The organism is Candidatus Pelagibacter communis (assembly GCF_001179925.1).
Lineage (GTDB): Bacteria > Pseudomonadota > Alphaproteobacteria > Pelagibacterales > Pelagibacteraceae > Pelagibacter > Pelagibacter ubique_E.
The window spans coordinates 43,151-64,219 of record NZ_CVSF01000019.1; the positions used below are offsets into that span (position 1 = coordinate 43,151).

Sequence of the window (21,069 nt, forward strand, 5' to 3'; positions counted from 1 at the left end):
CAAAATATGAAATTATCACAATGGATACAACAATTATAGACCAAATGATCAAATTTTTTAAAAATAGCTTTAATTTTGAATTAGTTGTTAAGAAATTTGGAAAAATAAGTACCAATACAGCTATTAAAAAAATTGCAGGAATTATTTTATCTAATTCCATTTTTTAATTTTTCCAAAAATCCTTCGCTTTTTGAAAAAACTTTTTAATGCTAGGATTAGATTTCTCATTTTCTATTTTTCTAAATCTTTCTAGTAACTCTTTTTGTTCTTTGTTTAAATATACAGGGATTTCCGTCTTTACTTGAACATATAAATCACCGTAATCTCCTCTTCGCATAAAGGGCATTCCTTTTCCTTTTAATCTAAATTGTTTACCATCCTGCGTACCATCTGGTATTTTTATTTTAGCTTTTTTTCCGTCAATAGTTGGGATTTCTATTGTAGTTCCAAGAGCAGCGTCAGCGATTGATATTGGAAATTCAAAAAATAAATTTACGTCGGATCTTTTGAAAAGATCATGAGACTTTATATTGATAAATAAATATAAATCTCCAGTGTCACCTCCTCTTGTACCAGCCTCACCTTTTCCAGCAAGTCTAATTCTTGTTCCATCATCAACACCTTTAGGAATAGTTACAGATATTTTTTTGGAAGTTTGTTTATTACCTTGTCCACTACAATCTGAGCATGGTTGAGTAATTTCTTCTCCACTTCCAGCACATTGTGGACAAGTTTGTTGTACAGTGAAAAATCCTTGATTTGAGCGTACTCTCCCATTTCCTCCACAATAAGTACACCTATCAGGACTTGTTCCAGGTTTTGACCCGTTTCCCTTACAAGTATTACATTTTTCTGAAGTCGAAAATTGTATATTTTGTTTTTTTCCAGTATATGCTTCCTCCAATGATATAGATAAATCGTACCTTAAATCTGAGCCCCTATTATTAGAGCTTCTTCCTCTTGAACTTCGTCTGCCTCCACCAAAATCACCAAAAAAATCTTCAAAGATATCAGAGAAATCTGCTCCACTAAATCCTCCGAAACCTCCAAATCCTCCCCGTCCACCAGCTCCGTTTTCAAAAGCGGCATGACCAAAATTATCATAATTTTCTTTTTTTGATTTATCAGAAAGGACCCCATAGGCTTCACTAGCTTCTTTAAATTTGTCTTCGGCTACTTTATCGCCGGGATTTTTATCTGGATGATATTTGACTGCTAATTTTCTGTAAGCTGATTTAAGTTCTTCAGGACTAGCATTTTTTCTAACGCCCAAGACATCATAATAATCTCTTTTAGCCATATAATTAACTTGGACAAATAGATGTTAATTAAGCGCTTTTTTCTTTATTTTCGTCTTTTACTTCTTCAAAGTCAGCATCAACAACATTATCGTCTTTTTTTTCCTTTTCATTTTTACCATCATCTTTATTAGGATCTGGTTTTGCACTTTGTTGCGATTTATAAATAGCTTCTCCAAGTTTCATTGAAGCTTGAACTAAACTTTCAGTTTTCTTTTTAATATTTTCAATATCTTCACCTTTTAATGACTCTTTAAGAGCATTAGATCCATCCTCTATTGCTTTTTTTTCAGCATCTGAGATTTTTGACCCGTGTTCTTTAAGATTTTTTTCAGTTGAATGTATTAAGGTATCTGCTTGATTTCTTACATCTACAGACTCTCTTTTCTTTTTATCCGCTTCTTTGTTAGCTTCGGCATCTTTAACCATTTTTTCAATTTCTTCATCACTTAGACCACCTGAGGCTTGGATTTGAATTTTTTGTTCTTTTCCAGTCCCCTTATCTTTTGCCGATACGTTTACTATTCCGTTTGCGTCTATATCAAAAGTCACTTCAATTTGAGGAACTCCTCTAGGAGCAGGTGCAATACCAACTAATTCGAAATTTCCTAATATCTTATTATCAGCAGCCATTTCTCTTTCACCTTGAAGAACTCTTATTGATACAGCAGGCTGGTTATCTTCTGCAGTTGAAAAAACTTGACTTTTTTTAGTTGGAATAGTTGTATTTTTTTCAATTAACTTAGTAGAAACACCTCCCAATGTTTCAATACCCAAAGATAATGGTGTAACGTCAAGAAGAAGAACGTCCTTAACATCACCTTGTAAAACACCTGCTTGAATTGCAGCACCCATTGCTACCACTTCATCAGGATTTACACTTTTATTAGGTTCTTTTCCAAAAAAATTTTTAACTTCCTCAATTACTTTTGGCATTCTGGTCATACCACCAACCATTACTATTTCATCAACTTCGTTCGCAGTAATACCAGCATCCTTTAAAGCTGTCTTACATGGAGGCATAGTTTTAGCAATTAAATCTTCCACTAAAGCTTCTAATTTTGCCCTAGTCATTTTAATATTTATATGTTTTGGGCCAGTTTTATCCGCAGTTATAAATGGCAAGTTTACGTCAGTTTGTTCAGCTGACGATAATTCAATTTTAGCTTTTTCTGCAGCTTCTTTTAATCTTTGGAGTGCAAGTTTATCAGATTTTAAATCAATTCCATTATCTTTTTTAAATTCTGAAATTAAATATTCAACAATCGCATTATCAAAATCTTCTCCACCTAAAAATGTATCTCCATTAGTTGATTTAACCTCAAAAACTCCATCACCTAGCTCAAGAATTGAAACATCAAAAGTTCCTCCACCTAAATCATAAACAGCAATCTTTTTATTTTGTTTTTTTTCTAAACCATATGCTAGAGATGCAGCCGTTGGTTCATTAATAATTCTTAAAACCTCTAAACCAGCAATTTTACCAGCATCTTTTGTTGCCTGTCTTTGTGCATCATTAAAGTAGGCAGGTACAGTTATAACCGCTTTTGTTACAGCTTGACCTAAATATTTTTCAGCTGTTTCCTTCATCTTTTGAAGAATAAAAGCAGAAATTTGTGATGGAGAATATTTTTCACCTTTAGACTCAATCCAAGCATCACCTTTTTCTGAATTTACAATTTTAAATGGTGCAGCCTCAATATCTTTTTTTACTGTTGGGTCATCAAAATTTCTTCCTATTAATCTTTTTACTGCAAAAATTGTATTTTCTGGATTAGTTACAGCTTGTCTTTTTGCCGGTTGACCAATTAGTTTTTCGCTCTCATCAGTAAAAGCTACTACTGAAGGAGTTGTTCTTGCGCCTTCAGCATTTTCTAAAACTTTTGGCTGGCTACCTTCCATTATTGCAACGCAAGAATTAGTAGTTCCAAGATCTATTCCTATAATTTTGCTCATAATATTGATTACTCCTCTCTCATATAGGGGTTAAATTGAATTCTACAAGTTACCCATACAATTAATTATTATCCTTATTTTTAGTAGTTTTTAGTTGTTCCCCTCGTTCATTTTGTGATTTTTTGGAAACACCTACTAAAGAAGGCCTTAATAATCTATCTTTTATTGTAAAACCTTTTTGAACCTCTTGAATAATAGTTCCAGGTTCTTTCTCATCATCTTCAATTTCCATCATCGATTGATGCAAGTTTGGATCAAGCTTTTTATTTAAACATTCTATTTGTTTAATATTGTTTTTGTTAAAAATAGAAATTAATTCTTTATTTACAACTTTTAAATGATCTAAAATTTTTTGTAAGGCCTCAGTATCTTTCAACTTCTCGTCATTTTCCAAAGCCTGTTTAGATCTATCTAAATTATCAATTAAATTTAAAGCCTCTTTTGCAAATAAAAACCCACCATATTCAAAAGCATCTTCTTTTTCTTTTTCAAATCGTCTTCTTTGATTTTCCATTTCAGCTAATGTTCTTGATAATTTGTCTTCTAACTCTTTAATTTTATCTTCAGGTGTAGTCTCATCTTTTTTTTCATTTTCTGAAATTGGATCATTATGATTTTCGGTCTCAGTATTTTCCTCTGTTTCATTAGAAGAATTATTTATTGGTTCTTGCTCTTTCTCCATAAGTTTATATATGGTAAGAATTTCTTAAATTACTAGATGTAAATGAAAAAAATTAAGAATCTTTTAATAGGTACTAATAACAAGGGAAAATTAAAAGAAATTAGAGCACTGCTTCCAAAATATATCAAAACTTATTCTACATCAGATTTTAACTTGAAAAGCCCACGAGAAAGTGGCAAAACATTTGCAGATAATTCAATTATAAAATCAAAATATTTTTCAAAAAAAACAAATTTATTATGTCTTGCCGATGACTCAGGTTTAGAAATAGATATTCTTGATAAAGCACCTGGCATTTATTCAGCTAGATGGGGTGGAAAGAATTTAGACTTCAAAAAAGCAATCAAACGTGTTTATAGAGAACTTGATAAAAAAGATAAAGATTGGAGAAATAAAAAAATAAAAGCAAGATTTATTTGTGTTCTCTCTGTAAGCTTCTTAAGTAAAACAATTAAATGCGTAAAAGGTAAAGTTGAAGGAACAATTTCAAATATACCTAAAGGAAAAAATGGATTTGGTTATGATCCTATTTTTATTCCTATTGGTAAAAAATTTACATTTGGTGAAATTTCTCCTAAATTGAAATATAAATCAGATCATCGATTTAAAGCATTCAAAAAAATTAAAAAATTTCTATAAGAGAACCATTTTCAATTTTGTAAAAATTAAGACGGTGATTAATTTTGTTATCTTTGATATCAAAAATTCCAATTTTTCCTTTAAAAGAGTTCTTTGCATTAAATGCTTTATTAATTTCATTAATATCATTTTTTAAAGATAGATAATATATTAAACCCACCAAATCATAACTTAATAAAGATATGTGATTTGGATCTTCGTTAAATTTATTTAAAAATTTTTTTTTAAATTCTTCTAGGTTTTTTTTATTTATTGAAGGGTAATATATTGGTTGTGAAGCAGTTTCATTTAGTAAACTTTCATCAAACCACTGATTAAATGTCATAAAATATTTATCTTTTGGTGACACATCAGTATAAAGCAATGAGGTTATAATACTCTTAAGACTTTCATCAAAATCTGCAATTATTACAGAGTCAAAATTAACATTCCCAATTGTATATCTTTTCTTAAGATTTTTTATTTTTCTTTCTTTGTTTGGATCATCTGAATTTTCTAATCTCGTTATTTCATCTATTAAATTTTGTTTTCTGATTTCGTAGTTTGTAATTTTCTCAATTTGTTTAGTTAATTTCGTAGGCTCAATGTCGTAAAAATATTGTTTTGAAGTTTTAATTCTCGATTTTTTAATTCCTTCTTTTACTTCTAAATCATAATTTAAATTAGGTATTAAAAATATTGTTTTTTTTATCTTATTTTGATCAATAAATTTCTTTATTGTGTTCAATTGAGAAGTTGAGTTTATTCCAGTGCTAATAACATTATTTGGTAGATTTAATGTTTTATTAGTGAATGATAAAAATGTTAGATTCTTTAATTCATCTAAATAGATTAGATTTTCATAAAAAACTGGTCCGATAACCAAATTAATTCCAAGTTTCTCTAATTCAACAGCAGATCTTAATGTTTTTTTTGGATCAGATTGAGTATCTTTTGGAAATATTTCTAAATTTTCTGAGTTGATATCTTTTAAAGCTAAGCGTGTAGCTTTTACTATCTGTTTACCAATTTCTGCATTATCTCCTGATAATGGTACAAGTAAACCTATTCTGACTTTAATTTCCTCAGTTAAACTTGAGTTAATGGTAAAAAATAAATTACAAAAGCAAAAGAAAAGTATAGTGAAAATTTTCTTCATTTGATGTTAGTAATACTTTAATACTGTTTAAATTATGGTAAACCCTATATCACACAATAATAAGTTAAAAAAAGGGTTATATTTAATACCAACTCCAATAGGTAACTTAGCAGATATTACTTTAAGAGCCATAGAATTATTAAAAAATTCAGATTTCATTCTTTGTGAAGATACCCGGGTGTCAAAAAAATTGTTAGATAAACTCATGATAAAAACAAAATTAATTTCCTATCATAAATTTAATGAAGTAAAAAATTTAAATAAAATAATTGATTTACTAAAAGATAATAAAATTGTTTCATTAATTTCTGATGCAGGAACACCAAGTATTTCTGATCCAGGTGCTATTTTGATTAATAAGTGTTTGCAATATAATATTAATGTAATTCCATTACCTGGTCCTTCAGCTGTTACAACCGCAGTATCTATAAGTGGTTTTAGCGAAAAATATTTATTCTATGGTTTTTTTCCTGAGAAAGAAAAAAAGATTAAAGAAGAGTTAGATAAATTATCTAATTTAAATTTTTGTTTTGTTTTCTTTGTTTCACCAAAAAAAATTAATAAAATAATTCCACATCTAAAGAATTATTTTGATGATAGAAAAATATTGATATGTAGAGAAATTTCTAAATATTATGAGGAATTTATAAGATCTAATTTGAATGAATTAGAACTTTTTAAAAATGAACCAAAAGGTGAATTGACCCTAGTTATATCTGAAAAAATAATTGATAAAAAAAAGTCACTTTTTTTAAGTGAATCAGATAAAAGAGATATAAAAATAATGATTAACAAACTAAGTTTAAGAGAGATAACTGATTTTATTTCCCAGAAAAGCAATATTCCAAAAAAAGAAATTTATAATTATTGTTTGAGGTTGAAAAATGAAAAATAAATTATTTGTAATTTTTTTTGCTTGTTTAGTTTTAACAGGATGCGCGGGCGTCGCTTCCAAGGGTATTTTTGGGACTGGAGTTAGTGTTGCATTTGATCCGAGGTCAGTCGGAACACAAGTTGATGACTCTATAATGCAAAAAAATTTGTCAGCTAGAGTTATATTGATGGATAAAAAATATTTATTATCAATTAAATCAAAAGTATTAGATGGTAGAATATTTTTGACAGGCAAAGTAGACAGCCCTGAGGAAAAATTAAAACTTACTAAACTTGCTTGGGAGACAGATGGAGTAAGATCAGTTAGAAATGATATCAAAATCAAAGAGGAATTTAATTTTCAACAATCTGCAAAAGATATTTTGATAACATCTCAATTGAGAGCAGCAATGATTTTTAATAAAAATATAAAAGCTACAAATTATCAAATTGATACATATAAAAAGAAAATTTACGTCTATGGTATAGCTTTAACAATCAATGAGAAAGACGAAGTTATAAGTGAAGCAAAAGAAATTTTAGATGTTGAAAATGTCATAGCAAGTATAATTCTTGTAGACGATTTAAGAATTCAAAAAGATTAATTAGATTTTATAATCAATAACATCAGCAGAATAAGCAGCTATTGATGCTAAATTTATCAATTCAGAGGTTGATGTTCTCAAAGGGGCTATTTCTATTGGAAGACCCAAACCAACTAATAAAGGACCTATAACTTTTGCATCACCTAAAGTTTTCATCATTTTATAAGATATAGCTGCACTATGTTGACCGGGCATTATCAATATATTTGCATTACCAACAATTTTTGAAAACGGGTAAAGATTTTTATATTCTTCATTTAAAGCAACATCTGGCTGCATATCTCCATCAAATTCAAAATCCACTTTTTTTTCTTTTAAAATATCCACTGCTTTTTTTATATGTTTAGTACGACTAGTTTCTGGTTGTCCAAATGTTGAGTGAGATACAAAAGCTACTTTTGGTTCAAAACCAAAAAGGCGTACCACTCTTGCTGCAGAGACTGCAATCTCTGACATTTGCTCTGAAGTTGGATATTCGTGCACACTTGTGTCAGCAACAAAAATAGTTTTTCCTTTGTGGACAACTAAGTTTAAACCAAACATTATTTCTCCTGGTCTAGGATTTACAACTTGTTTTATTTTATCCAATGATGCTCCAAATCTTCTAGTGTTACCAGTTACAGCACCATCTGCATCCCCGCAAGCAACCATACATGATGCCCAAACGACCCTATCATTTCTTACAAGTCTGTCGCAATCCCATTCTAACATACCTTGTTCTCTTTGCAGTTTTTTGAATAAATACTGAACGTATTTTTTTCTTTTTTCAGTATCTTTTGAATTTACAATTTCTATGTCAAAGTTTTGATCATAACCAATTTTTTTTATTTGCTCTTTTACTTTTTCTTCCTTACCTATTAAAATTGGGATACCTAATTTAGAGTTCTTAAAAGCAATTGCTGCTTTTAATGTATTTATATCTTCACCATCAGCGAAAACTATTCGTTTTTGATGTTTTTTAATATAATTGTTAATACCTTGCATAATTGTAACAGTAGGGTCTAAGCGTTGTTTTAGCTGTTCTTTATATTGTTCAAAATCAACTATAGGTTTTCTAGCAACGTTACTATCCATAGCTGCTTTTGCAACAGCTGCAGGTATTACACTTATTAATCTTGGATCAAATGTTGATGGTATTATGTAATCTTTACCATAGTGAGGTCTTTCTCCTCCCATTGCTGCAACAACTTCATCTGGAACATCTTCTCTGGCTAAATTTGCTATAGCATTAGCTGCAGCCACTTTCATTTCTTCATTAATTGTTTTTGATCTTACGTCTAGTGCACCTCTAAATATATAAGGGAATCCAATTAAATTATTTACTTGATTTGGATAATCAGATCTTCCAGTTGCAATGATTGCATCATCTCGAACTTCCTCGATCTCCTCTGGAGTGATCTCTGGATCAGGATTAGCGCAGGCAAATATAATTGGATTTTTAGCCATTTTCTTTACCATATCTTTAGTTAGAGCTCCTTTGGCAGATAATCCTAAAAATACATCTGCATCTTTAATTGCATCTGATAAAACTCGATCTTTAGTTTCGATAGCGTGACTTGATTTCCATTGATTAAGATTTTCTCTACCCCTATAGATTACTCCTTTTCTGTCTATCATAGTAATATTTTTTTGTGGTACTCCAGTATTTTTAAATAAATTTGTACATGCCATAGCTGATGCACCTGCACCATTAACAACAATTTTAATTTTTTTTATTGACTTTTTGCTTATGTCTAGAGCATTAATTAAAGCAGCTGTGGTAATAATTGCTGTACCATGTTGGTCATCGTGAAAAACAGGTATATCCAAAATTTCTTTTAATTTCTCTTCTATCTCAAAACAATCTGGTGCTGCAATATCTTCTAGATTAATTCCGCCAAAACTAGGAGCAAAATTTTTGATAGACCTTATGATTTCATCTGCATCCTTGCAATCAATTTCAAGATCGATAGAGTCTATATCAGCAAATCTTTTGAACAAGACTGCTTTACCTTCCATTACAGGCTTAGATGCTAGAGCCCCCAAATTTCCCATACCAAGAATTGCAGAACCATTACTGATAACTGCAACAAGATTTCCTTTACTTGTATAATCATAGGCTTTCTCTGGATTTTCACTTATTGCTTTTACAGGAGCTGCAACTCCAGGTGAATATGCTAAAGCGAGGTCTCTTTTTGTTGTCATATTTTTAGAAGATATTATTTCTAATTTTCCCGGCTTTTTATGTGTATGAAATTCTAAAGCTTCTTTTTCTGTATAATGATCTGTTTTTGTTTTTTTCATTATTGATAATTAGATGTACAAATGGGGTAAAATTAAGACTAATATGATTTATGAACTTAATTAAGTCAACTGGGACTTTTAGCTTTTTTACAATAATCAGTAGGTTGCTAGGTTATTTGAGAGATATTTTGGTTGCCATTTTTCTTGGGACTGGTTTTTTAGCTGATGTTTTTTTTGTAGCATTCAGAATACCGAATACATTTAGAAGATTATTTGCTGAAGGAACTTTTAATGCAGCTTTTGTTCCCAGCTATTCTACAGAAATAGTTAAAGGAAAAACAAATTCAAATAACTTTGCTAATGAAGTTTTTAATCTTCTATTATTAATTTTATTATCTTTAGTACTAATAATTCAAATATTCATGCCTTTATTTGTTTCATTAATTGCCCCTGGTTTTATTGAAGATAATGAAAAAATGAAATTAGCGATCAATCTTACGAGAATTACTATTCCATTTTTGATTTTAGTGTCATTAGCATCTTTTTTTTCAGCAATACTTAATACCCATAATAGATTTGCCGAGTCAGCTGCAGCACCAATTATTTTAAATATTGTTTTAATAATTATCTTATTATTTGGTAATTTCTTAGATGATAAATTGGTTTATTATCTATCTTATGGAGTTACTTTAGCAGGTTTATTACAACTCATATTTTTATATTCTTTTGTAAAGAAATATCTAAATATAAGATTAAGAATAAAATTAAAAGTATCTAAAAAAGTAAAATATTTTTTTAAAAAACTTCTTCCAAGTATATTTTCTTCAGGTGTTACCCAAATTAACATTTTAATTGGGACAATTATTGCATCTTTTCAAGCAAGTGCTGTTTCATATCTTTATTATGCGGATAGGATTTATCAAATTAATTTAGCAATTGCAGGAATCGCAATTGGAATTGTAATTCTTCCACAATTATCAAAACAAATAAGTTTTAAAAATAAAAAAAAAATTGATTTTATTCAAAATAAAGCTTTAGAATTAAGTTTATTTCTAAGTTTACCTGCATCAGTAGCTTTATTAATTGCAGCCAATCAGATTATTTCTGCATTATTTGGATATGGTCAATTTGATGAAAACTCAGTATTAAATTCAGCTAAAGCACTTTATTACTTTGGTTTAGGCTTGCCTGCTTTCGCAATGATTAAAGTTTTTTCAAGTTTCTTTTTTGCAAATCATGATACAAAAACTCCTTTTTATATTTCGTTAGTGTCTGTGTTATTAAACATAATAATTAGTGTTTATTTCTTTAGGTCTATTGGTTTTATAATAATTCCAATAGCGACGACAATTTCTTCGTGGTTTAATTCAATACTATTATTTTTATTCCTTAAAAAAAGAAATTTATTTAGTTTCAATAAAATTTTTTTCATACGTTTTTTTAAAATCGTAGTTTCCTCAATATTAATGGGTTTATTTTTTAATTATTTGATGATTCTATTTAATCATCAACTATCTTTTGGAAATTCTCTAAAATCTATATATCTAATTTTATCAGTTATTTTAGGGCTGGGCTTTTATTTGATGATATCTTATTTGATCAAGGCTTTTCAATTAGAGGATATTAAATTAAAGTATTAATAATGGGTAAAAAAATATTTTCAGGTGTACAGCCGACAGGTAATTTACATTTAGGAAACTATTTGGGTGCAATTAAGAATTTTGTTGATTTGAATAATGAACCTGCAAATGAGTGTGTTTTTTGTGTTGTTGATTTGCATGCCATTACGGTTAATCAAGATCCCCAAGAGCTTAGAAATAATATAAGAGAAACTGTTGCAACATTTATCGCTTGCGGAATAAATCCTGAAAAAAGTATCATTTTTAATCAATCTGCTGTGCCAGCACATTCCGAAGCTGCTTGGTTATTAAGTTGCGTTGCAAGAATGGGCTGGTTAAATAGAATGACACAATTTAAAGAAAAGGCAGGTAAAGACAAAGAAAAAGCAAGCATTGGATTATATTCTTATCCAATATTAATGGCAGCTGACATTTTATTATATGACACCACACATGTACCTGTAGGACAAGATCAAAAACAACATCTTGAACTATGCAGAGATATTGCTCAAAAATTTAATAATGATTATGGAGTTGATGACTTTTTAAAAATTCCCGAACCGCTTATTCAAAAACAGTTTTCAAGAATAATGAGTCTAAAAGATGGAACAAAAAAAATGAGTAAATCTGAGTTATCAGATTTGAGTAGAATAAACTTAACAGACGATAAGGACTTAATAGTAAACAAAATTAAGAAAGCAAAAACAGACCCACTTCCATTACCTTCAAATACTGATGAGTTAATGAAAAGACCAGAAGCTAGAAATCTTCTAGAAATTTATTCAAGTCTGAAAAATTCATCTTTAGATAATTCAGTTGGTGAATTTAAAGGAAAAAAATTTTCAGATTTCAAAGATAAACTTACTCAGCTTTTAGTTGAAAAAATTAATCCTATCACATTAGAAATAAAAAAATTAGTTAATGATAAAGGATTTTTGGATAAAATACTTTTGGAAGGTCATAAGAAAGCCAACAATATTGCCTCTAAAAAGATAAAAAAAATGCAAGAAATAATAGGCTTTTAAATTAATTACTTAAACAAGTTTCAATTTTAAAATTATTGACTATATATAAATCATGTTCGTTCAAACAGAATCAACACCAAATCCTAATTCATTAAAATTTTTACCAGGTAGAGTGGTATCTAAAAGTGGGTCATTCGAAATTACCAAAAAGGATGAAGTTAAAAATGAATTAGTAAGAAATTTAATGTCAGTTAATGGAGTAGAAGGTGTTTTTTTGAGTAAAGAATTTATTTCAATCAATAAATATGATCATACTTCGTGGGATGAAATTAAACACATTGTAATATCTTTAATAAATGATTTTTATTCTAATGGTAAAGAGTTTGTAATTGATAAAAGTCCTTTTGAAGAAAACGAAAATCTGAGTGATGTTGAAAAAAAAATTGTAAAAATTTTAAATGAAAAGATAAGACCAGCGGTTGCTAAAGATGGTGGTGATATCAAATTTAAAGAATTTAAAAATGGTATTGTAATGGTTCAGCTTCAAGGAAGCTGTTCTGGGTGCCCTAGTTCAACAATGACTCTTAAACAAGGAGTTCAAAATCTTCTTTGTCATTACCTGCCAGAGGTGAAAGAAGTTGTAGCAGTCTAAATATGAGAAAATTTATTAAGAATAAGAAAATTAAGGTTTTTAAAACTATAGATGATAATAATTTGGGATCTCTTGTTAGAACTTTAATAAGTAGTTTGGTTGTAATTTTAGGATTTTATTCATTGCCTTTGATTGCTAATTTTACGAATGACAATATATTAAATACTAAAGAATTCAGGAATAATTCAAAAACTGTTTTAGCTTACACATTAGACAAACAAACTAATGGTAATTTAGATGGTGATGAGCAATACGATGAGAGAGATTTACTTGTTGATATTTACAATTTAAATGAGAAAGAAACTGATGCAGTAAGATTAGATGCTTCAACAATTCTTCAGCTTTACGAAGATACAAACTATAAATTAGACGATATAAGAAAAAATAAATTAGTTAAACCAGTAGCATTAGACTCATTTCCGCGTGAAATTAAAAAGATTGAGAGTGTTAAAAAGAGAAAAGAATTTTTTATTCAAATAGTATTACCCTTAATATTACAGGAGAACAATAATATAAGATTAGACAGAAAAAGACTGTTCAGCATAATAAATAAAAGTAATAACTCTGACCTAGAAAAAAAATGGTTAGATAAAAAATATAAACAATATGGGATTCCATCAAAAGACTTATCAACTCTTAAAATTAGAATGGATGAAGTGCCAGTATCTTTGGCACTAGCACAAGCAGCAAAAGAAACTGGCTGGGGCACCTCAAGATTTGCTCAAGATGGAAACGCACTTTTTGGTCAGTGGACTTGGTCGGGCGATGGTTTAAAACCCAAAGAGGCTGATGAAAACAAAGGACATAAAGTTATGAAGTTTAATGTTCTTCAAGCGTCAGTTAGAGCCTATCAAAGAAATTTAAATACACATAAAACATATAAAGAATTTAGACTTGCAAGAGCAAAATTGAGAGACGCGGGCAAACCGTTAGATAGCATTATTCTTTCACAATACTTAGATGAGTATGCTGAGACAGGTCAACAATATGTTAAAATTTTACAAAAAATTATTAAACAAAACAACTTAAAAGATTTTGATAACGCTAAACTTCTACCTTCTAGTCTAGAATTAGAAAGTTTAATTTAATTTCTAGAAATTATAAACTGAGTACCAAACCATCTCCACTTACCATCATCATTTAGAGAGCAATTTACTCTTCCTCTTCTTGGAAGAAAAGCTTCTCTGAATTCTATGAACAAAGTGTCATCTTTAAATTTAATATTCGATTTTTCCCATTTATCACCTTCGTTAGAATAACAATTTATATTTTTAATATTTTTTTGATTTTTAAAAAACTGTACTGAAAAGATTGGAGGATTATTCTTTTTATCAAGTTTTTTTTCTAAAGGAATTAAATTTTTATATTCTAGTGGATAAGTATTTATGATAGTTTTGAATCTTTTTAACTCTCCATAATTTTCATTAATTGGAAATCTGGGTAGTTGAAATTTTTCTTTATTTACATCAATTACACCAGAGTGCTGTCCAAAGGCGAACATGAAATTGTTAGAAATATAATTTCTCATGAATTCAGAGTATTCACCGAAAGGATATGAAAATAGTTTTGGAATATAATTGATTTTTTCCTTAAAAATTTTATTAGCTTTTTCAATATCTTTAACGAAATCTTCATCACTTTCTTCTATTAAATACTCATGGGAATGAGAATGGTGTCCTATCATTGTAAAACTTTCTTTTTCTATTTCTTTAATTTGTTCCCAAGTCATATAACCTTTATTTCCAACTGGTTCAGTTGAAACAAATAAAATAAAAGGAATTTTATTTTTTTTTAAATATGGCCATGCAACATCGTAAAAAGATTGGAAGCCATCATCAATAGTTAAAAGGATTTTTTTTTGTTTTTTTGGAATACTGAAATTTTGTTGAAATTTTTCTGGATTAATGAATTCGTAATTCAAATCATTAATCATTTTTATATGTTTTAAAAAAACCTCCATTCGAATATTTGTTGATGGGTATTTGTTTTCATCAAATCTATGATACATAATTGATAGAACACCCTCATCTTTAGAATATTGTTTGATATTATTTTCATCTGCTTTAGAATTTATAATTAAAAAAATAATTAATATGAATGATTTGATAATTGATGCAGCCAAAGAAAAAATATTTTTAATGCTCATTAAGGATAGAAATATTTATAGTGTTAGTCATGAAAATAGTAAAACTAATTATGAAAAATTAACTATTTTAATTAACGATTTTCTTAATGATTATGATTTAAAAATTAACGAAATTTCAAAATTATATGTAAATCGGGGTCCAGGTAGTTTTGCTGGTATAAGAAATTCTCTTGCTGTCGTTAAAGCTATTTATATAGCAAAAAAAATTGATTATTATTGTTTTAGTTTTGAAGATTTTGACAAATCATATAATAATAAATATGAAAATGTTCCCAATTTGTGTGATAAATTAAAGATTAAAAAAAATTTGATTAATCCTATTTATATAAGTTAAAATTAATTATGTCAGATACTATCGAAACCAAATGCTTGTCCAAAGGTGTTAAATTAACCGATCAAAGAAGAATTATTGCTAAAGTAATGTCAGAGTCTTCAGATCACCCTGATGTAGATGAACTCTATAAGCGTGTTTCAAAAATTGATCCAAAGATAAGTATTGCAACTGTTTATAGAACAGTAAAATTATTTGAAGAGTCAGGAATTTTAACAAAACATGAATTTAAGGGTGGAAAAGCAAGATACGAAGAATTAAACGAGGGACATCATGATCACCTCATTGATGTTCAATCAGGTGAGATTATAGAATTTGTTGATGAAGAGATAGAAAAACTACAAAAAAAAGTTGCTGAAAAATATGGTTACTCTTTAGTTGATCACAAACTTGAACTTTATGGAATAAAAAAGAAATCTGAATAAATTGATGAACCAAAAAATTTTTATAAAAACCTTTGGTTGTCAAATGAATGAGTATGACTCCAATAGAATATATGACTCAGTAAAAAAAATTGGTTATGAAAAAACTAATAATCATGAAGACGCAAATTGTTATTTGATTAATACCTGCCATATAAGGGATAAAGCAAAAGAAAAAGTCTATCATGAAGTTGGTAGATTAAAAAAAATATTTAGAACAAAGATTAAACCTTTAGTAATTGTAGCAGGTTGTGTTGCTCAAGCAGAACATGAAGAAATGATAAATAGAGAACCTTATATTGATTTGGTATTAGGACCTCAAGCTTACCATAAAATTAACGAAACAATATTAAATTATCATATTAAAAAAAAGAAATTAGAAGAGACTGAGTTTGATGCAATTTCAAAGTTTGATTATTTCAGCAAGATTAAAAATCAAACAAAAAAAATTTCATCTTATTTAACAATACAAGAGGGTTGTGATAAATTTTGTCATTTTTGCGTTGTTCCATATACAAGGGGACCAGAATACTCTAGACCATTTGTTCAAGTTTTGGATGAAGCCAAACATTTAATTGATAACGGGTCCAAAGAAATTATTCTTTTAGGTCAAAATGTAAATGCTTATAATTTTGAGGGATTTAAGTTGTCTGATTTAATTTTGGAATTAGAAAAAATTTCTGGTATTGAACGTATACGTTATACAACTTCACATCCAAAAGATATGACTAATGATTTGATTGATGTTTATAAATACTCAAAAAAATTAATGCCTTTAGTTCATTTACCAGTTCAAAGCGGTTCTGATAAAGTTTTAGAGTTGATGAACAGGAAACACACAATAAAAACATATTTAGAAATATTTGATAAATTTAAAAAAATTAATCCAAAAATTAAATTTTCAAGTGACTTTATTATTGCTTACCCTGGCGAAACAGATATTGATTTTAATGAAACCTTAAAACTCATCGATAATGTAAAATTTATAAATTCTTTCTCATTTATTTTTAGTCCAAGACCCGGAACGGCAGCTTCTGATTTACCAGTCATAGACAAAAAAAAAACGATTGAAAGATTAGAGCTCGTTCAACAAAAATTATTCATGAATCAGCTTAAAATTAATAAGTCTATAGAGAATACAATAATAGATGTTTTGGTTGAGAATCGAACTGATGATAAATCTAAATTATTTGGCAGATCAGAATACATGACGTCAGTTTTATTTGAAGGAAGTGATGATTTTATTGGTAAAGTGATCAAAGTAAAAATCCAAAGCAGCAATCAAAACACTTTATTTGGGGAAATTATTGATCAATCAAATCAGAGGGTAGCTTAAAATTTGAGTATTAGTAAGAAAAAAAATTTTGATTCTAACTTAAAATTTGTTTATTCAGATAATGATACTTTAAGTGTTATTTTTCATGATAATGATTTGTTAATGGGAGTTGTTGGAGAATTTAATAAAAACTTAAAAGAATTAGAAAAGATAACAGGCTCGAATCTTTATTCTAGAGGAAACTCTATTCTTATTAAATCAACACCAGACAAAAATGAAAAGGTCAAAGAAGCAATACAATTTTTAGCCAATCAGTTTATTAATAATGGAAATATTGAAAATAAAGACATATTATCTTCTATAGATAAATTTATGATAGAGGAAAAAGTTAAAAATCAAAATGTAACTGATATTATCAAAACTCCGAAAAAATCAATTATTCCAAGATCAGAAAAACAAAAAAATTATGTTAGAGCACTAAGACAAAGTGATATAATAATTTCTGCAGGTCCAGCAGGTACAGGAAAAACTTTTTTAGCTGTAGCGGTTGGCTTAACAATGCTGCTTGAAAAAAAAATTGAAAGAATAATTTTATCTAGACCTGCTGTAGAAGCAGGAGAAAGATTAGGATTTTTGCCGGGTGATATGAAGGAAAAAGTAGACCCTTATTTAAGGCCTTTATATGATTCTTTATACGATTTATTTCACTTTGAAAAAATACAGAGAATGATTGAGATTGGTGATATTGAAATAGCCCCCTTAGCGTATATGCGTGGTAGAACATTAAAAAATTCATTTGCTATTTTAGATGAAGCACAAAATGCTACCGATACTCAAATAAAGATGTTTCTTACGAGAATAGGTGAAAATTCTAAAATTGTAGTAAATGGAGATCCATCTCAAATAGATCTTCCAAATAAAAGTATGTCAGGTCTGGACAGGTCAAAAAAACTTTTATCTCATTTGAATGAAATAACTGTTATCGATTTTGATCATTCAGATGTTGTTAGGCATCCGTTAGTATCAAAGATTGTTAAAGCTTATAGCAATCATAATGATTAGTGTAGAAGTCTTATCAGATGACAAAAACTGGTCAAAAAAAATAAAAAGATTAAAACCTTTTTTTTATTCTGTTTGTAAATCTTTTCCAAAAAAATATCGTTTTATAAATAAAAAAATATTTTTAACGCTATTATTATCAAATAATAAAGGTATTCAAAAATTAAATAAAAAGTTTAGAAATAAAAATAAGCCAACAGATATATTATCATTTCCTTTAAATACTAAAATAAAAATTAATAATAAAATATACTTAGGAGATATTATTATTAGCTATAATTTTATGGACAAACCTAAAAATCAAAAAATAGATTTTTTTAAAATAAAAGTTATAAAAACATTTATTCATGGGTTTTTGCACTTACTAGGATTTAATCATATTAAAATGAAAGATTATAAAAGCATGTTAAAAGAGGAAGAAAAAATTTATCATTCAGTTATCAAAAAGATTAATTAATTTGAAAAAAAAAATTTACTTCGAATATTTATACTTAGTAGTCTTGGGTATTTTATCTTCATTAAGTTTACCACCTTATAATTTTTTATTCATTAATTTTGCAACATTTAGTTTATTTTTTATCTACATTTTTCATAAGAAAAAAAGTTCTAGTAGAAATAATAAATTTTTGTACGGTTGGTTTTTTGGTTTTGGATATTTTTTATCTAATTTATATTGGATTACGATCTCATTATCTTTTGATATAAATTTTAAACACTTGATACCTATTGTTTTGTTTTTAATTCCAGCTTTCCTAGCAATTTTTTACGGTATTTTTACTTTCTTTTTTTTCCTTATTAAAATTAAAAAGCCATTAAGCAATTTACTTTTATTTTCACTTTTATTTGGATTTATTGAATTTTTGAGAGGACATTTTTTGACTGGGTTCCCTTGGAATTTAATTGCTTATAGTTTTTCTAATAATATTGAGATTTTACAAATTTTATCATCTGTTGGTACCTACGCGTTTAATATTTGGTGTATTACTTTATTTACCAGTCCTGCTATTTTTGTTTTAAGAGAAAATAAAAAAGAAATAATTGTATGCATTTTTTTGTTATTATCGCCTTTGGCACTTTATATAAGTGGTTATTCAAAAATTAAATTTTTTCAGTCATTAAGTTTAATTCAAAATGATTATGTAATTAGAGTAATAGGATCAAATATTGCTCTCGAAAGATTTTATGGAAATTTTGATACAAAGTCAGTAATTAATGAATTAATTGAAATTAGTGAGCCTGAATTAGATAGTAAAACATTTTTTCTGTGGCCAGAAGGAATAATTCCAAATATCAATCAATTAGAATTTCAGGAATTTAAAAATTTATTTTACAAAAAATTTAACAAAAATCATCTACTAGGAATAGGCATTAATGCTTTCGAAAAAAAAAATAAAGAAGATAGATTTTTTAATTCGTTTTCAATTTATGATCATCAGCTCAATCTTATTAATACTTACAATAAAATTAACCTAGTTCCTTTTGGTGAATTTTTACCATTTGAAAAAGTACTAGGAAAATTAGGTTTAAAATCTTTAACTAATAATTATCAATCATTTAGTAAAGGAGAAAAAAGAAATATTTTAAGAATTAGTAAAAACGAATTCGATATAACTATTTTACCTCTCATTTGTTATGAAATAATTTATTCTGGTAGAATTTTTGATGACCCTAGTTTTGAATATTTAATTAATGTTTCTGAAGATGGTTGGTTTGGAAAATCTATTGGACCAGATCAGCATTTTGCGCATAGTGTTTTTAGAGCAATTGAAAGTGGAAAATATTTATTTAGGTCTGCTAATAATGGAATTGCAGCGATAATTGATCCAATGGGTTTAGTGGAAAAAAAGATTCCACTCGAGAAAACAGGTTATATAGATTTTTCCGAAAAAAGACTTCCAGAAACAACTTTGTTTTCACTTCATGGTAATAAAATGTTTTTAATAATAATTTTATTGTATATTTTTTTGATATTTTCATTTAATAGAATTTCTTAATGAATAATTTAAAAAACTATCTTTTTACAAGTGAGTCTGTTTCAGAGGGACACCCAGATAAAGTTTCAGACAGAATTTCTGATATGGTAGTAGATAGTTATTTATCTAATGATCCTTTTTCTAGAGTAGCTTGTGAAACATTAACAACTACTAATAAAGTAGTTCTTGCAGGGGAGGTAAGAGGTCCAGAAATAAAAAAGGATGAATTAATCAAAAAGGTGAGAGATTGTATTAAAGATATTGGATATGACCAAGAAGGTTTCACTTGGAAAGAAGCAACGAGAATTGAAAGTCACTTACATTCTCAATCTGCCGACATTGCAATGGGCGTAGATTCTTCGGGTAATAAAGACGAAGGTGCAGGAGACCAAGGAATTATGTTTGGATATGCATGCGATGAAACAGATGAGTTAATGCCTGCCCCAATTTTTTATTCACATAAAATTTTAAGATTGATGGCTAAGGATCGTAAATCTGGTAAATTAAAAAATATAGAACCAGACTCAAAAAGTCAGGTAACATTTGAATATGAAAATGGAAAGCCTAAAAAAGTAAAATCTGTTGTTATATCATCTCAACATTCTGCTGATGTTGATCAAGCAAAAGTTAGAGAATTACTTAGACCTTATTTGTTTGAGTCAATTCCAAAAAATTTTTTAGATGAATTTAATGAAAAAGAATTTTACGTAAATCCTACTGGAAATTTTGTTATAGGTGGTCCAGATGGTGATTGTGGGTTAACAGGCAGAAAAATTATTGTTGATACTTATGGTGGAGCTGCACCTCACGGCGGTGGAGCTTTTTCTGGAAAGGATCCTACTAAAGTTGACCGATCTGCTGCATATGCCTCAAGATATATTGCAAAAAATATTGTTTCATCAAAAATTTCAGACAAATGTTTAATCCAACTTGCTTATGCGATCGGTGTTTCAAAACCACTTTCGATTTATGTAAATTTATTTGATAATGATCTAGAAAAAAATAAATTTGTTGAGGAAAAAATAAAAGAAAATTTTGATTTAAGTCCGAGAGGAATTAGAGAAATGCTGAGTCTTAATAAACCAATCTATGAAAAAACCTCAGCTTATGGCCATTTTGGCAGATCTCCAGAAAGCGATGGTTCATTTTCTTGGGAAAAAACTGATAAAACTGGTATTTTTTTGAAATAGTTTCTGTTGAATTAAAAAAAAA

21 protein-coding genes are annotated in these 21,069 nt (G+C 28.2%); 15 read left to right on the forward strand and 6 right to left on the reverse strand.

Annotated elements, in window-relative coordinates; genetic code table 11:
* The first annotated feature begins 20 nt into the window (after positions 1 to 20).
* On the forward strand, positions 21 to 167 hold the full coding sequence (locus tag AMN70_RS05625; protein ID WP_179850363.1) for a hypothetical protein: 147 nt from the start codon (positions 21 to 23) through the stop codon (positions 165 to 167).
* On the opposite strand, the gene dnaJ is transcribed toward AMN70_RS05625, so the two are convergent.
* The 3 genes from dnaJ to AMN70_RS01365 all read right to left on the reverse strand — a co-directional run bounded on the left by dnaJ (position 164) and on the right by AMN70_RS01365 (position 3,936).
* The gene (gene dnaJ / locus AMN70_RS01355) at positions 164 to 1,300 is read right to left on the reverse strand and encodes a molecular chaperone DnaJ (RefSeq protein ID WP_075501223.1); all 1,137 of its coding nucleotides are present in this window, start codon (positions 1,298 to 1,300) and stop codon (positions 164 to 166) included. The genes AMN70_RS05625 and dnaJ overlap by 4 nt on opposite strands.
* 28 nt (positions 1,301 to 1,328) lie before the next feature.
* A complete protein-coding gene (gene dnaK, locus AMN70_RS01360) occupies positions 1,329 to 3,254 on the reverse strand; it encodes a molecular chaperone DnaK (protein ID WP_075501224.1) in 1,926 nt (641 codons plus the stop codon).
* Positions 3,255 to 3,315: 61 nt separating this feature from the next.
* Positions 3,316 to 3,936 carry a nucleotide exchange factor GrpE gene (locus AMN70_RS01365; RefSeq protein WP_075501225.1) on the reverse strand — a complete coding sequence of 207 codons (621 nt, stop codon included), beginning with the start codon at positions 3,934 to 3,936 and terminating at the stop codon, positions 3,316 to 3,318.
* A 42-nt stretch (positions 3,937 to 3,978) separates the two neighbouring features.
* On the opposite strand from AMN70_RS01365, the gene rdgB reads away from it, so the two are divergent.
* Positions 3,979 to 4,575, forward strand: coding sequence for an RdgB/HAM1 family non-canonical purine NTP pyrophosphatase (gene rdgB / locus AMN70_RS01370; RefSeq protein WP_075501226.1), 597 nt, complete (start codon positions 3,979 to 3,981; stop codon positions 4,573 to 4,575).
* On the opposite strand, the gene AMN70_RS01375 is transcribed toward rdgB, so the two are convergent.
* A complete protein-coding gene (locus AMN70_RS01375; RefSeq protein WP_075501227.1) occupies positions 4,559 to 5,713 on the reverse strand; it encodes an ABC transporter substrate-binding protein in 1,155 nt (384 codons plus the stop codon). The genes rdgB and AMN70_RS01375 overlap by 17 nt on opposite strands.
* A gap of 34 nt (positions 5,714 to 5,747) precedes the next feature.
* Between AMN70_RS01375 and rsmI the strand changes: the two genes are divergently transcribed.
* Entirely contained in the window at positions 5,748 to 6,608 is an 861-nt protein-coding gene (gene rsmI / locus AMN70_RS01380; RefSeq protein WP_075501228.1) for a 16S rRNA (cytidine(1402)-2'-O)-methyltransferase, read from the forward strand.
* On the forward strand, positions 6,598 to 7,191 hold the full coding sequence (locus AMN70_RS01385; protein ID WP_075501229.1) for a BON domain-containing protein: 594 nt from the start codon (positions 6,598 to 6,600) through the stop codon (positions 7,189 to 7,191). Before rsmI ends, AMN70_RS01385 begins: the two co-directional genes overlap by 11 nt.
* On the opposite strand, the gene AMN70_RS05740 is transcribed toward AMN70_RS01385, so the two are convergent.
* Positions 7,192 to 9,474, reverse strand: coding sequence for an NADP-dependent malic enzyme (locus AMN70_RS05740; RefSeq protein WP_075501230.1), 2,283 nt, complete (start codon positions 9,472 to 9,474; stop codon positions 7,192 to 7,194).
* Between the two features lie 50 nt (positions 9,475 to 9,524).
* On the opposite strand from AMN70_RS05740, the gene murJ reads away from it, so the two are divergent.
* From murJ to AMN70_RS01410, 4 genes are read left to right on the forward strand one after another with little or no spacing between them, the layout of a single operon-like run.
* Positions 9,525 to 11,054 (forward strand): murein biosynthesis integral membrane protein MurJ, encoded by a 1,530-nt coding sequence (gene murJ, locus AMN70_RS01395; protein WP_075501231.1) that lies wholly within the window; start codon positions 9,525 to 9,527, stop codon positions 11,052 to 11,054.
* A 2-nt stretch (positions 11,055 to 11,056) separates the two neighbouring features.
* Positions 11,057 to 12,058, forward strand: a complete 1,002-nt coding sequence (gene trpS, locus AMN70_RS01400) for a tryptophan--tRNA ligase (RefSeq protein WP_075501232.1) — start codon at positions 11,057 to 11,059, stop codon at positions 12,056 to 12,058.
* A gap of 52 nt (positions 12,059 to 12,110) precedes the next feature.
* Positions 12,111 to 12,650, forward strand: a complete 540-nt coding sequence (locus AMN70_RS01405) for a NifU family protein (protein WP_075501233.1) — start codon at positions 12,111 to 12,113, stop codon at positions 12,648 to 12,650.
* A gap of 2 nt (positions 12,651 to 12,652) precedes the next feature.
* Positions 12,653 to 13,738 carry a glucosaminidase domain-containing protein gene (locus AMN70_RS01410; RefSeq protein ID WP_075501234.1) on the forward strand — a complete coding sequence of 362 codons (1,086 nt, stop codon included), beginning with the start codon at positions 12,653 to 12,655 and terminating at the stop codon, positions 13,736 to 13,738.
* Here the strand turns inward: AMN70_RS01410 and AMN70_RS01415 are convergent.
* A complete protein-coding gene (locus AMN70_RS01415) occupies positions 13,735 to 14,796 on the reverse strand; it encodes a polysaccharide deacetylase family protein (RefSeq protein ID WP_256998017.1) in 1,062 nt (353 codons plus the stop codon). The two genes, AMN70_RS01410 and AMN70_RS01415, sit on opposite strands and share 4 nt — an antisense overlap.
* On the opposite strand from AMN70_RS01415, the gene AMN70_RS01420 reads away from it, so the two are divergent.
* From AMN70_RS01420 to metK, 7 genes are read left to right on the forward strand one after another with little or no spacing between them, the layout of a single operon-like run.
* Positions 14,789 to 15,130: a peptidase M22 gene (locus tag AMN70_RS01420; protein ID WP_256998018.1), complete on the forward strand. Its 342-nt coding sequence runs from the start codon at positions 14,789 to 14,791 to the stop codon at positions 15,128 to 15,130. The genes AMN70_RS01415 and AMN70_RS01420 overlap by 8 nt on opposite strands.
* An 8-nt stretch (positions 15,131 to 15,138) precedes the next feature.
* Entirely contained in the window at positions 15,139 to 15,552 is a 414-nt protein-coding gene (locus AMN70_RS01425) for a Fur family transcriptional regulator (RefSeq protein ID WP_075501236.1), read from the forward strand.
* A gap of 4 nt (positions 15,553 to 15,556) precedes the next feature.
* Positions 15,557 to 16,885, forward strand: a complete 1,329-nt coding sequence (gene miaB / locus AMN70_RS01430; RefSeq protein WP_075501237.1) for a tRNA (N6-isopentenyl adenosine(37)-C2)-methylthiotransferase MiaB — start codon at positions 15,557 to 15,559, stop codon at positions 16,883 to 16,885.
* Between the two features lie 3 nt (positions 16,886 to 16,888).
* A complete protein-coding gene (locus AMN70_RS01435; RefSeq protein WP_075501238.1) occupies positions 16,889 to 17,887 on the forward strand; it encodes a PhoH family protein in 999 nt (332 codons plus the stop codon).
* On the forward strand, positions 17,880 to 18,341 hold the full coding sequence (gene ybeY / locus AMN70_RS01440; RefSeq protein ID WP_075501239.1) for an rRNA maturation RNase YbeY: 462 nt from the start codon (positions 17,880 to 17,882) through the stop codon (positions 18,339 to 18,341). Before AMN70_RS01435 ends, ybeY begins: the two co-directional genes overlap by 8 nt.
* A gap of 1 nt (position 18,342) precedes the next feature.
* A complete protein-coding gene (gene lnt / locus AMN70_RS01445) occupies positions 18,343 to 19,878 on the forward strand; it encodes an apolipoprotein N-acyltransferase (protein ID WP_082255050.1) in 1,536 nt (511 codons plus the stop codon).
* Positions 19,878 to 21,047, forward strand: a complete 1,170-nt coding sequence (metK, locus tag AMN70_RS01450; protein WP_075501241.1) for a methionine adenosyltransferase — start codon at positions 19,878 to 19,880, stop codon at positions 21,045 to 21,047. The genes lnt and metK overlap by 1 nt, the downstream gene beginning before the upstream one ends.
* The last annotated feature ends 22 nt before the right edge of the window (positions 21,048 to 21,069 follow it).